This window comes from Pseudomonas sp. Colony2, assembly GCF_019382755.1.
In the GTDB taxonomy this organism is placed as follows: domain Bacteria; phylum Pseudomonadota; class Gammaproteobacteria; order Pseudomonadales; family Pseudomonadaceae; genus Aquipseudomonas.
Genome location: NZ_CP080030.1, coordinates 7,070,016 through 7,082,800, shown reverse-complemented (window position 1 = coordinate 7,082,800; position 12,785 = coordinate 7,070,016). Strand labels below are relative to the sequence as shown.

9 protein-coding genes are annotated in these 12,785 nt (G+C 61.0%); 5 read left to right on the top strand and 4 right to left on the bottom strand.

The features are described 5' to 3' along the window. The first annotated feature begins 91 nt into the window (after positions 1-91). Both pdxY and JV201_RS29170 read left to right on the top strand, forming a co-directional pair. The gene (gene pdxY / locus JV201_RS29175) at positions 92-964 is read left to right on the top strand and encodes a pyridoxal kinase PdxY (RefSeq protein ID WP_003213465.1); all 873 of its coding nucleotides are present in this window, start codon (positions 92-94) and stop codon (positions 962-964) included. Positions 965-1,045: 81 nt separating this feature from the next. Continuing rightward, the gene (locus tag JV201_RS29170) at positions 1,046-2,092 is read left to right on the top strand and encodes a hypothetical protein (RefSeq protein ID WP_177050695.1); all 1,047 of its coding nucleotides are present in this window, start codon (positions 1,046-1,048) and stop codon (positions 2,090-2,092) included. Positions 2,093-2,119: 27 nt separating this feature from the next. Here JV201_RS29170 and JV201_RS29165 read toward each other — a convergent pair whose 3' ends face one another. Further along, positions 2,120-2,605 carry an acyl-CoA thioesterase gene (locus JV201_RS29165; protein WP_003213461.1) on the bottom strand — a complete coding sequence of 162 codons (486 nt, stop codon included), beginning with the start codon at positions 2,603-2,605 and terminating at the stop codon, positions 2,120-2,122. Between the two features lie 295 nt (positions 2,606-2,900). Between JV201_RS29165 and JV201_RS29160 the strand changes: the two genes are divergently transcribed. Continuing rightward, a complete protein-coding gene (locus JV201_RS29160; protein ID WP_003213459.1) occupies positions 2,901-4,664 on the top strand; it encodes a cation:proton antiporter in 1,764 nt (587 codons plus the stop codon). 80 nt (positions 4,665-4,744) lie between these two features. On the opposite strand, the gene JV201_RS29155 is transcribed toward JV201_RS29160, so the two are convergent. The 3 genes from JV201_RS29155 to uvrD all read right to left on the bottom strand — a co-directional run bounded on the left by JV201_RS29155 (position 4,745) and on the right by uvrD (position 8,539). Continuing rightward, entirely contained in the window at positions 4,745-5,152 is a 408-nt protein-coding gene (locus JV201_RS29155) for an SMI1/KNR4 family protein (RefSeq protein WP_003213456.1), read from the bottom strand. 136 nt (positions 5,153-5,288) lie between these two features. Then, positions 5,289-6,164, bottom strand: coding sequence for a Tim44 domain-containing protein (locus JV201_RS29150; protein ID WP_219406329.1), 876 nt, complete (start codon positions 6,162-6,164; stop codon positions 5,289-5,291). Between the two features lie 191 nt (positions 6,165-6,355). Then, positions 6,356-8,539: a DNA helicase II gene (gene uvrD / locus JV201_RS29145; protein ID WP_219406328.1), complete on the bottom strand. Its 2,184-nt coding sequence runs from the start codon at positions 8,537-8,539 to the stop codon at positions 6,356-6,358. A 279-nt stretch (positions 8,540-8,818) separates the two neighbouring features. On the opposite strand from uvrD, the gene JV201_RS29140 reads away from it, so the two are divergent. Then, positions 8,819-11,692, top strand: coding sequence for a GGDEF domain-containing phosphodiesterase (locus JV201_RS29140; protein WP_177122422.1), 2,874 nt, complete (start codon positions 8,819-8,821; stop codon positions 11,690-11,692). A 162-nt stretch (positions 11,693-11,854) separates the two neighbouring features. Beyond that, complete coding sequence (gene hexR, locus JV201_RS29135; protein WP_003213447.1) at positions 11,855-12,721, top strand: transcriptional regulator HexR; 867 nt, start codon at positions 11,855-11,857, stop codon at positions 12,719-12,721. The last annotated feature ends 64 nt before the right edge of the window (positions 12,722-12,785 follow it).

Genomic DNA, 12,785 nt, shown 5'->3' with positions numbered 1-12,785 from the left:
AGCTTAACTGCGTCTCCGGTCTGTCGTACAGGCCGCGTTTAGTCGCATACTGCGCAGCCAGAATATCAACGGCTTTACGGAAATCCCCTGCATGAAACGTACGCCCCATCTGCTTGCGATCCAGTCTCATGTGGTCTTCGGCCACGCCGGAAACAGCGCCGCCGTGTTCCCCATGCAACGGGTCGGGGTGAACGTGTGGCCGCTCAATACGGTGCAGTTCTCCAACCACACTCAGTATGGTCAGTGGGCGGGAGAAGTGTTGGCGCCGCAGCAAATTCCTGCGCTGGTGGAAGGCATCGCGGCGATTGGCGAGCTGGGCAACTGTGATGCAGTGCTGTCGGGCTACCTGGGCAGTGCGGCCCAGGGCCGGGCGATCCTCACCGGCGTGGCGCGGATCAAGGCGATCAACCCCAAGGCTCTTTACCTGTGTGACCCGGTGATGGGGCATCCGGAAAAAGGCTGCATCGTCCCCCAGGAGGTCAGCGACTTCCTGCTGGAGGAAGCGGCGGCGATGGCCGACTTTCTGTGCCCCAACCAGCTGGAGCTGGACAGCTTTGCCGGGCGCAAGCCGCAGTCGCTGTTCGATTGCCTGGGGATGGCCCGTGCGTTACTGGCCCGCGGGCCGAAAGCGGTGTTGGTCAAGCACCTGGATTATCCCGGCAAGCTGCCGGACGGCTTCGAAATGCTGTTGGTGACGGCTGAAGGCAGCTGGCATCTGCGTCGGCCACTGCTGGCATTCCCGCGTCAGCCGGTGGGCGTGGGCGACCTGACGTCGGGCCTGTTCCTGGCGCGGGTGTTGTTGGGCGATAGCCTGGTGGCGGCCTTTGAGTTCACTGCTGCAGCGGTGCATGAAGTACTGCTGGAAACCCAGGCGTGCGCCAGCTATGAGCTGGAACTGGTGCGTGCCCAGGACCGGATTGCCCATCCGCGAGTTCGCTTCGAGGCAACCCCAATCGGGCTGTAGGAATATTCCTGATTGAGCGACGCAAAGGGCGTCCGTTACTATCGGCCGTCTTTTTGCCCTCTGCGTTCATCAAGGAAGATCATGTCGTTATCCCTGCTCCATTCGCCACGGGCATTTATCGCATTGGCCCTGGTTACGCTGCTCAGTGGTTGCAGCGTCCACGGTACCTATCCTGACGCAACCGAGCCCGATGCGGCGAAGCTGCGGTTCATCTCCAACACCACCAACAGCACCCTTTTTGTCTATGACGCACAGCACTGCATGGGTGAGACCACAGGCATTCTCAACAACATGTTCCTGGTGGACACCAAGCGGCGGGTAGACATGCTTGTGCCGCCACCGCCCACGGCTCGTGGGCTGCTGGAGATCAAGCTGGCGCCCGGAAAGGACACTATGTTGATGATCAACACCAACGGCAGCTCCTATGTCTGTGGCAAAGCGTTCAATCTAACGCCCAAGGCGGGTGAAGAGTATGAAGTGACCTTCGAATTGCAGGGCCGCCAATGCAGCACGCTGCTCCAGCGTCTTACGCGATTGGACGGCAAGGACGTGCGGATCCCGCAGCCGCTGTTCGAGACCGGCATGCCGTCTTGCGAGGGCAAAGGTCCGATATTCGGCAAGTTGTTACCGGATACTCCGCAGCGAATGGTGTTGATTGATCGCATTCTTGACGAGCGTGCGCAGTCGATCACGGCCATCGTGTCAGAGAATAAAGTCGACCGAATGCAAACCTCGCCTCAAGAGCTTGATGAGTTGATCAGCAAGCGCAAGGCGTTGATGGGCTCGTATACCTTGCCGCCGGATTATTGGAACCAGTTTCGGCAGAACTACGAACTGTCGAATCAAGAGTCTGCCGGTCGTCTGGCCCGGGCTCTGGGGTTTTACACTGAGGTGTACCGCCAGCGCCTGCGGGGAACTGAGGATGCCGTCCTGGAGCAATGGATGCAGCCTACGGACAGTGCGATCAAATCGCGCGTAGCGGAGAACGACAAGCTTATGGTGCAGTACTACGTGAATACCCGAAAGAGCGTGACGATGGAGGTGGTCAATCACCATATGGAGCGCATGGCCCAGTTGGACCAGCGCTTTGATGTGTGTGCGCACTTTGACAAGTGCTCGCGTTACTAAGCGGTCATCCAGAAACCTGGCGGGCTCTTACGGGCCGTCTGCCTTGATTTCCTGATAGCGCTTTTCCAGCTCCTGGCGAATCTGCCGGCGCTGTTGAGCCTGCACAAACCGTCGCTTGTCTTCGCTGTTCTGCGGTTGCAGCGGCGGCACGGCGGCCGGTTTGCGCTGGTCATCCACCGCGACCATCGTGAAGAAGCAGCTATTGGTGTGGCGTACCGAACGCTCACGGATGTTCTCGGTGACCACCTTGATCCCCACTTCCATCGACGTGTTGCCGGTGTAGTTGACCGAGGCCAGGAAGGTCACCAGCTCGCCGACATGGATCGGCTCGCGAAAAATCACCTGGTCCACCGACAACGTCACCACATAGCGCCCGGCATAACGGCTGGCGCAGGCGTAGGCCACTTCGTCGAGGTACTTGAGCAGCGTGCCGCCGTGCACATTGCCAGAGAAGTTGGCCATGTCAGGGGTCATCAATACTGTCATCGACAGCTGGGCGTTTCCGGGTTCCATAGCACACTCACGGGTTGTAGGCATTGGGTGGGGAGGCACCTCTGCGGGTGCTGGAATCTTTGCAGAGCCATTCATAACGGGACGCTGGCCCCCGGCTTGCCGTCACGCCCGGGGCGATCTGTTTCCATATATTGCACCGGCTTTCTGCCGCAAGTCGCGGTGTTACCCTTCAAAAGCCCGTCTCAAAGGCAATTCTTACGATCAAGGCAGACTTTTCTTTCCGTTCATTGCGACCTTTCGGGGTGCATGCGTGGAAATGGGAAAAGCGCCAGTACCCCTCAAGGAGCCCCTCGCCATGCACGCCATCAGCTTTATCCAGGACCTGGCCGTGATCATGCTGGTGGCCGGGGTGGTGACGATCCTGTTCCATCGGCTCAAGCAGCCGGTGGTGTTGGGGTATATCGTCGCCGGCTTCATCATCGGCCCGCACACCCCACCGTTTGGCCTGATCCACGACGAAGACACGATCAAGACCCTGGCCGAGCTTGGGGTGATCTTCCTGATGTTCTGCCTGGGCCTTGAGTTCAGCCTGCGCAAGCTGTTCAAGGTTGGCGCCACCGCATTTATCGCGGCGTTCCTCGAAATCATCCTGATGATCTGGATCGGCTACGAAATCGGCCGCTGGTTCGACTGGAACACCATGGACTCGCTGTTCCTGGGCGCGATCCTGGCGATTTCCTCGACCACCATCATCGTCAAGGCGCTCAATGACCTGAAGATGAAAAACCAGCGCTTTGCCCAGCTGATTTTTGGCGTGCTGATCGTCGAAGACATCCTCGGCATCGGCATCATCGCCTTGCTGTCGAGCATTGCTGTCAGCGGCACGGTCAGCTCCGGCGAGGTGTTCTCCACCGTCGGCAAGCTCTCGCTGTTCATGATTGTCGCGCTGGTGATCGGGATTTTGCTGGTGCCACGCCTGCTGGAGTACGTGGCCAAATTCGAAAGCAACGAGATGCTGCTGATCACCGTGCTGGGCCTGTGTTTCGGTTTCTGTCTGCTGGTGGTCAAGCTGGAATACAGCATGGTGCTGGGGGCATTCCTGATCGGCGCGATCATGGCTGAATCCCGGCAATTGCTGAAGATTGAGCGCCTGATCGAACCGGTTCGCGACATGTTCAGCGCGATCTTCTTTGTCGCCATTGGCTTGATGATCGACCCGCAGATCCTCCTGCAATACGCCTGGCCGATTGCGGTGATTACCGTGGCCGTGGTGCTGGGCAAGATGTTGTCCTGTGGGTTGGGGGCGTTCATTGCGGGTAACGATGGCCGCACTTCATTGCGAGTGGGGATGGGGCTGTCACAGATCGGCGAATTTTCATTCATCATCGCCGCGCTGGGCATGACATTGCAGGTCACCAGCGACTTCCTGTATCCGGTGGCGGTGGCTGTTTCTGCGATTACCACACTGCTCACACCCTATCTGATCCGTGGCGCAGACCCGCTGTCGCTGAAGATTGCCGCAGTGATGCCCAAGCGCATGAGCCGGGTGTTCGGGATGTATGGCGAGTGGCTGCGCAGCATTCAGCCCCAGGGCGAGGGTGCGATGCTGGCGTCGATGATCCGCAAGATCATTCTGCAGGTGGGGGTGAACCTGGCGCTGGTGGTGGCAATCTTCTTTGCCGGCAGCTTTTTCGCGGCGCGTATTGGCAGCTACCTGGAAGGCTGGGTCAGCGATCCGAGCTGGCAGAAGGCATTGATCTGGGGTGGGGCGTTGCTGCTGTCGCTGCCGTTTTTGATTGCGGCGTACCGCAAGCTCAAGGCGCTGTCGATGCTGCTGGCGGAGATGAGCGTGAAGCCGGAAATGGCCGGGCGCCACACTCAGCGCGTGCGCCGGGTGATCGCCGAAGTGATCCCGATTCTTTCGCTGCTGGTGATTTTCCTGCTATTGGCAGCCTTGTCGGCCAGTATCCTGCCGACCAACAAGTTGCTGGTGCTGATCGCCGTGGTGACGGCCGCGGTGGCCGCCGTGCTGTGGCGCTGGTTCATCCGCGTGCATACGCGGATGCAGGTCGCCTTGCTGGAGACCCTGGATAACCATAAGGATACGCCGGAGCACTGAGTGGGTCGCAGAGGGCTGCTTCGCAGCCCAGCGCGAGCAAGCTCGCTCGCCACAACAAGCGCCCTCGGCACACAGGGGTCTCAGCTTTCCAGCCAGACGTCCCGTGCCCAGTGCCACACCGATTCCCAGGTTTCTTCGGTGACGAGTTCTTCTTCGCCGGACCACAGCACCACGGTGCCGTCTTCCTCGACGCAGTAGTAGTCGTCGCCGTCCTGGCAGATCGGGATCATGCTGCGGTCAACACCGGCATCCCAGGCGTTGGCGGCAACGTCCGGCAGGTAGGTGTGGGACTGTGGGTCGGTGACGGTCACCGGCTCCAGGCTGCCGTAGACCACATCGCTGACGGTCAGCAGAAATTCACGGAAGACGAACGGAATATCGATGAACAGTTGTTCCTCGATTTCCACCAGTTGATCTTCGTCAGGCAGCTCCAGAGGAACCGGTACCGGTTCGTTGGCTTCACGCAATTGTTCGATAACTTCTTCCACGGCCGGGATCCTCTTGCTAGATGGCGCGGTTTATAGGGGCGTTTTATACAGTAGCTCGCTATAAGTGCAACCGTGAAATAGAAAACCCCGGACAAGTCCGGGGTTTTTGTTACTGCGTACTCAAAGCGGGCAGGGATCAGCCGTTCTGGCGGATACCGGCGACCAGCCAAGGCTGGTTTTCGCCTTCTGGGCGCTCCATGTTCCAGCTTTCGCTGAACACTTCGCCCTGGTCGAAACGCGAGGTCTTCGACACACCGCTGAAGGTCAGGGTGGCGATGGTCTTGTCGGCGCGGTCATCTACACCTTCAAGCTGCACTTTCAGGTCGTCGATGTAGGTCGACTGGAAGCCGTCGCCCAGATCGGCACGTTCGCGCTTGAGGAACTCCAGGAGTTGCGGGGTCACGAACTCGGCGATCTTGTCCATTTCGTTGGCGTCCCAGTGTTGCTGCAGGGACTGGAAGTGGCTGCGGGCCGCTTCGACGAAGCGCTCTTCGTTGAACCAGGCGGGTGCGTTGATCACCGGACGAGCGGCAGCAGGAGCAGCCGAACCGCCGAAGATCGAACCCATGGCAGCAGGCTTTTGCTCGAACACTTCACGCTGCATCGGCGCGCCGGCTGGAGCCATGTGCTCCTGTTGCTTGCGGCGACGGGCGGCGATAAAACGGAAGATCAGGAAGGCGATGACCGCCATGATCAGGATGTCGAAGATCTGCATGCCCTGGAAGCCGCCGCCCATGAACATGGAGGCGAGCAGGCCGCCGGCCGCGATACCGGCCAGAGGGCCCAGCCAGCGCGAAGCACCGCCAGCCTTGGCAGCAGCGCCTGCGGCACCGGCAGCGCCAGCGGTCGCAGCTGCGCCGCCCATGCCGCCGCCGGATGGGGCCATTTGGCTGGTCTGGTGGCTCGGCGCCGAGCCCATGGATTTGCCGCCACCGAAGCGCTTGGCGTTGGCGTCGAGGCTCATCGTCAGGCCGATGCACAACGCCATGGCGATGCTAAGAAAACGTTTCATAAAGGGAATTCCCATTTGTGGATTGCACGCGCGCCATGTTGCACAGGTGTGATGTCAGTGGCTAGCGGCATAGTGTTTCGGGCTTTTGCGTAGGGCCAATACCGAATCGTCTGTAGGACTTATTACAGATATTGGCCCCACCGCTGCCAAATACAAGGGTGGGGCAACATCCTTCATGTTCTACAGTTGTTTCAGATTGCTTCGAGCTTGGCGTAGCCCATCATCAGCCACTTGCTGCCTTCGGCGAAGTTCACCTGCACCCTGGCCTGGGCACCAGCGCCTTCGAAGTTGAGGATCACGCCTTCGCCGAAGATCGCGTGCTTGACCTGTTGGCCAAGGCTGAACGGCGTCTCGGGGATTTCCGAACCAGCGAACATGCTGCTGGAGTTCTGCTGCTGGCCGCCGCCGAACGGTCGGCTGACGCTGTTGGACAAGCGCACTTCCTGAATCAGCCCTTTCGGCACCTCGCGTACGAAGCGCGACACCTTGTTGTAGGTCTCGCTGCCGTACAGGCGTCGGGTTTCGGCGTAGGTCATCACCAGGTTCTGCATCGCCCGGGTGATGCCCACGTAGGCCAGGCGGCGTTCCTCCTCAAGGCGGCCGGGTTCTTCCAGGCTCATCTTGTGGGGGAACAGGCCTTCTTCCATGCCCACCAGGAACACGTAGGGGAATTCCAGGCCCTTGGCACTGTGCAAGGTCATCAGCTGAATGCTGTCTTCATGCTCATCAGCCTGGGTGTCGCCGGCTTCCAGGGAAGCGTGGCCGAGGAATGCCGCCAGTGGCGTCAGGTCTTCGTCTTCTTCGGTGTTTTCGAACGCGCGGGCGGCGCTGACCAGTTCCTCAAGGTTTTCTACCCGGGCCTGGCCTTTCTCGCCTTTTTCCGCTTCGTGGTAGGCGATCAGGCCGGACTGCTCGATCACGGTCTGGGTCATCAGGTGCAGGGGCATTTCCATGCACTTGGCGGCCAGGTTCTCGATCAGCTCGACAAACACGCTCAAGGCACCGGCCGCACGGCCGGTCAGGCCCTTGTTGGCGATCAGCAGGCGCATCGCTTCCCACATCGACACATCGCTGTGGCGTGCGTGGTCGCGAATCGCCTCGACGGTCTTCTCGCCGATGCCACGGGCCGGAATGTTGATCACCCGTTCCAGCGCCGCATCGTTGCCGCGACCTTCCAGCAAGCGCAGGTAGGCCATGGCGTTCTTGATTTCGGCACGTTCGAAGAAGCGCTGGCCACCATAGATGCGATACGGAATGCGCTCGCGCAGCAGGGCCTCTTCCAATACCCGTGATTGGGCGTTGGAGCGGTAGAGAATCGCGATATCGCTGCGGGCCAGGCCGGTTTTCAGGGCGCTTTCGATGGTTTCCACCACGTAGCGCGCTTCATCGTGTTCGTTGAAGGCGGCGTACAGGTTGATCGCTTCGCCTTCGCCGCCGTCGGTCCACAGCTCTTTGCCCAGGCGCCCGGTGTTGTTGGCGATCAAGGCGTTGGCGGCCTTGAGGATCCCGGCGGTGGAGCGGTAGTTCTGTTCCAGGCGGATGGTTTCGGCGTCCGGGAAGTCGTCGCTGTACTGGTAGATGTTCTCGATTTTCGCGCCACGCCAGCCGTAGATCGACTGGTCGTCGTCGCCCACCACCATCAGGCTGTCGCCGCCCTTGGCCAGCAGGCGCAACCAGGCGTACTGCACGGCGTTGGTATCCTGGAACTCGTCCACCAGGATGTGGCGGAAGCGTTTCTGGTAGTGCGCCAGCAAGCCCGGGTTGTCGCGCCACAAGTCGAGGGCGCGCAGCAGCAGTTCGGAGAAGTCGATGACGCCGGCGCGCTGGCAGGCCACTTCATAGGCTTCATAAATGCTGCGCATGGTGGCCAGGAACAGGTCGCCGCTGGCCTGGATATGTTGCGGGCGCAGGCCTTCATCTTTCTGGCCATTGATGAACCACTGGGTCTGACGGACCGGCCAGCGTTGTTCATCCAGGCCCAGCTCGCGGATCACCCGCTTGACCAGGCGTTGCTGGTCGTCGCTGTCGAGAATCTGGAAGGTCTGGCTCAGGCCGGCTTCCTGCCAATGCGCCCGCAACAGGCGGTGCGCCAGGCCGTGGAAGGTGCCCACCCACATGCCGGCCGGGCTGATGCCCATCAACTGCTCGATGCGATGACGCATCTCGGCAGCGGCCTTGTTGGTGAAGGTCACCGACAGGATGGAATGCGGTGAGGCGTTCTCGACCTGGATCAACCAGGCGATACGGTGCACCAGCACTCGGGTTTTACCGGAGCCAGCACCGGCCAGGACCAACTGACGGCCAACGGGGGCCGCTACGGCCTGGCGTTGGGCATCGTTGAGGGAGTTCAGCAAAAGAGAGAGATCATCGCGCATCGGCGCATTCTAGGGTGCCCGGGGGAGTCGGGCAAATCCCAATGCCGGGTGGTCACGGGAAAACTTCTGCGTCGACACGGGATAAGGCAACAATCTATTCACGGTGATGACCGGTCGGTCATCGCCCACAGCCCGCGCCCTGTCTCACTCAAGCTGTCTGGCTCCAAGGTTTGCGCCTGATTGTCGCGCTGTTTTTATGACTTGGGGCAGTTTGGCCCGAGCGTTTGCTTGTGTATGCTCCGTCGACGTTTCGGGCTCACCATTATAAGAACACTGCCTATGACCCTTAGCATTGACCTGGCGGGACCCTCCGTGGCGCCGGCGCAGGTTATCCGCAAGCACTACGCCATGGAGATGGCGGTGGAGCGCACGCGCCTGCTTTACCAAGGCTCCCTGCTGCCTACTTTATTAATGCTGGTGAATGGACTGGTCTGCGCCTGGTTGCTCTGGAGCCCGCAGCGCTATCTGCTGGACAGCATTTGGCTGGTATGGCTGCTGGCGCTGGTGGCCTTGCGGGTAATTCAGGTGGCGGCGTTCGATTCCGCCATGCCCAGCCGCCAGGCGCAACCGATCTGGCGACGCATGTTCCTGCTGGGCTCGGCCGTCAGCGGCTTGACGCTGGCCAGTGCTGCCATCGCCCTGGTACCGGTGGACAGCTTTGCGCAGCAGGCCTGGGTGTTCGGCCTGCTCGGCGCGGCGACCTTGTCCGCCAGTGTGGCCTATGCCGTCAGCCTGCCGGCTTTCCTGTCGTTTGCCGCGCCCTGCCTGGTGCCGGCCATCCTCTATTTATTCTGGAGCGGCGACCCGCAACAGCAAGGCTGGGGTTGCCTGGGCCTGATTCTGCTGGCATCCCTGAGCCTGGTGGCATGGCAGGTCAATCGCCTGATCCAGCGCGGGCTGCTCAGGCGCTTCCAGAACCAGGCGTTGATCGAGCACCTGCAGCAAGCGCAGCAACGCAGCGAGCAACTGAACCAGGAACTGGTGCGTGAGGTGGAGCAGCGGCGCCAGGTCGAACAAGAGTTGCGCGAAGCACAGATCGGCCTGCAGCAACGCGTCGATCAGCGCAGTCAGGAACTGGACGCGGCCAGCCTGGCCCTGAGCAAAAGCGAGGCGCGTCTGGCCATGGCGCTGCAGGCCAGCGAACTGGGGCTGTGGGACTGGAACCTGCAAACCGATGAGGTCCACCATACCCAGCTCAAGGAGTTGTTCGGCCTGGAGCCGGAATACGTCACGGCGATGCTCAGCCACCTCAAGCCACGCCTGCATCCGGACGACTTGCCGCTGCTCAAGCGCGCGCTGGTGGAGCACCTTAAAGGCCGCAGCGAGGACTACCTGGTGGAATACCGGGTGCGCCATGGCGATGGCCATTGGGTATGGATCCAGGACCGTGGCCGCGCCGTGGAGCGCTCGGCAGGCGGGCGCGTCACGCGGATGCTCGGTACCCGCCGCGACATCAGCGCCGGCAAGGTCCTGGAAGAACAGCAGCGCCTGGCATCGACGGTGTTTGAGGCGGCCAGCGAAGGCATTGTGATCCTCGATCCGGACTACGTGCTGATAGCCGTCAACCAGGCATTCAGCCGCGTTACCGGCTTCGACATTGACGACATGATCGGGCGCAATGTCGTGGAGCTGCCCAGCAGCCGCGACGCACGGCGCCACTTCCCGGTGATCCGCCAGGCGTTGCTCAGCCACGGCACCTGGCAGGGCGAGCTCGTGGAAACCCGCAAGAACGGCGAACTCTACCCGCAATGGCTACAACTGAATGTAGTCCGGGATATTCGGGGAAATGTCAGCCATATCGTGGGTTTCTTCGCTGATCTGTCCGCGCGGCGCGAATCCGAGGAGCGCATGCGGTACCTCACGCACTACGACGAATTGACCGGGCTGGCCAACCGCTCGCTGTTCCGCGAGCGGTTGCGCGAAGCCCATCAGCGGGTGCGCCAGGGTGGCCGCAGCCTGGCTTTACTGCATATCAACCTGGACCGTTTCAAGCTGCTCAACGACAGCCTCGGGCATGAAGTGGCCGACCAGTTGTTGCAGAAAATGGCCCGCCGCTTGATCAACGCCTTGCCCGAAGCCGACACCATAGCGCGGCTCTCTGGCGATGAATTCGCCGTGCTGTTCGACGCCTACGGCAACCTGTCGAGCCTGGCGCGGGTGGCCACGCGGTTGCTGGCCAAGTTGCGGGTGCCGGTGACGGTGGAAGGGCACGAGCTGGTGGTCAGTGCCTCAATGGGCGTCAGCCTGTTGCCCGACAATGCGCGGGAAATATCCGCGCTGGTCAGCCAGTCGAACATGGCCATGCAGCACGCCAAGCACCTGGGCGGTAATAACTTCCAGTTCTACACCGACAGCCTGCAGGCCAGCACCCTGGAACGTTTGCAGCTGGAAAACCAGCTGCGCAAGGCGATTGATGAGCGCCAGCTTACGGTGTTCTACCAACCCAAACTGTGCCTGGCCAGTGGCAAGCTGAATGCGGCCGAAGCATTGATTCGTTGGGAACATCCGCAGTGGGGCATGGTGCCGCCCGGCGACTTTATCGGGCTGGCCGAAGAAACCGGCCTGATCGTGCCGCTGGGGGAGTTCGTGTTGCGCCAGGCGTGCTGGCAGGCTTGTGAATGGCAACGCCAGGGGCTGGCGCCGATTCGGGTGTCGGTCAACCTGTCGGTGCACCAACTGCGCCAGGGCAAGCTGATCAGCCTGGTGCGCCAGGTGCTGGAAGAAACCGGGCTTGATCCGCAATACCTGGAGCTGGAACTGACCGAAAGCCAGCTGCTCGACAGCGTCGAGCACATCATCTCGACCTTCCAGCAACTGCGCGACCTGGGGGTGAAGCTGGCGATTGATGATTTTGGCACCGGTTACTCATCCCTCAGTTACCTCAAGCGCATCCCCGTGGACTACGTGAAGATCGACCAGACGTTCATTCGCGGCCTGGGCCAGGGACGCGAAGATGCCTCGATCACCCGCGCAATCATTGCCATGGCCCACGGGCTGTCGCTCAAGGTGGTGGCCGAGGGTGTGGAAGATCAGCAGCAGCTGGACTTTTTGCGGGATGAGCAGTGCGACGAGGTGCAGGGCTATTTGATCAGTCGGCCGGTGGAAGCGGATGGCTTGGCGGATTTGTTACGAAAAAATGCCGATTTTCCATAGTTGAGCCCAAGCCGCACGCGGGGCTACATCGAGCCTGCCCGCTGAATCAGCGGGCAGCAGCGTGATTAAGTGATGCATCGAACGGGCAAATCGTTAATTCTTGTAGTATAACTACAAGCTTGCTACATCCCTGGCGTCTGCCAATAACAAGAGTCCAGCCCTTTGAACCTGTTGCAACATATCGCCCAGTCGCGCCACCTGTTACGCAAATCGGAACTCAAGGTTGCCGATCACGTGCTGCTTGACCCTGCGGCCGTGATGCACAGTTCCATGGCCGACCTGGCCCACAGCGTGGGCATCAGCGAGCCGACCATCGTGCGCTTCTGCCGCGCCATCGGTTGCTCCGGTTTCCAGGACTTGAAGCTCAAGCTGGCCCAGAGCCTGGCGGCCGGTGCGAGCTTTGGCCAGTTCGCGATCCACGAAGACGATTCCGTCGCCGACTACAGCCTGAAAATCTTCGACACCACCCTGCACACCCTGATGGAAGTGCGCGAAAAGCTCGACCCGGTGGAGCTGCAAAAAGCCGTGACCGCCATGTCCCAGGCCCAGCGCGTGGAGTTCTATGGTTTCGGCGCGTCCGGCGCGGTGGCGGCGGATGCCCAGCACAAGTTCTTCCGTTTGCTGCTGACGGCGGCGGCCTACAGCGACCCGCACATGCAGGCGATGTCGGCGGTGACGTTGAAGCCCAGCGACGTGGCGATCTGCATTTCCCAGTCCGGCCGCTCCAAGGATTTGCTGATCACCGCCAACCTGGTGCGTGAAAGCGGCGCGACCCTGATTACCCTGTGCCCGAGCCAGACGCCATTGGCAGAGCTGTCGACCGTCAACCTGGCGATCGATGTGCACGAGGACACCGAGATCTACACGCCGCTGACCTCGCGTATCGCCCACCTGGTGGTGATCGACGTGCTGGCCATGGGCGTGGCCATGGCGCGCGGCCCGAGCCTGGTCAACCACCTCAAGAGCGTGAAGCGCAGCTTGCGCAGCCTTCGGTTGTCACCCAAGTCCGTAAAAGCCCTCGACGACTGATAGTTTGTACGCGGACCAATTGTGGGAGCGGGCTTGCTCGCGAATGCGGAGTGTCAGTCACTGA

Excerpts from the sequence above, each read along its gene's own strand:
- JV201_RS29160 (WP_003213459.1), top strand. The coding sequence starts at position 2,901 with ATGCACGCCATCAGCTTTATCCAGGACCTGGCCGTGATCATGCTGGTG.
- JV201_RS29150 (WP_219406329.1), bottom strand. The coding sequence starts at position 6,164 with ATGAAACGTTTTCTTAGCATCGCCATGGCGTTGTGCATCGGCCTGACG.
- JV201_RS29170 (WP_177050695.1), top strand. The coding sequence starts at position 1,046 with ATGTCGTTATCCCTGCTCCATTCGCCACGGGCATTTATCGCATTGGCC.
- JV201_RS29140 (WP_177122422.1), top strand. The coding sequence starts at position 8,819 with ATGACCCTTAGCATTGACCTGGCGGGACCCTCCGTGGCGCCGGCGCAG.
- uvrD (WP_219406328.1), bottom strand. The coding sequence starts at position 8,539 with ATGCGCGATGATCTCTCTCTTTTGCTGAACTCCCTCAACGATGCCCAA.
- pdxY (WP_003213465.1), top strand. The coding sequence starts at position 92 with ATGAAACGTACGCCCCATCTGCTTGCGATCCAGTCTCATGTGGTCTTC.
- JV201_RS29165 (WP_003213461.1), bottom strand. The coding sequence starts at position 2,605 with ATGGAACCCGGAAACGCCCAGCTGTCGATGACAGTATTGATGACCCCT.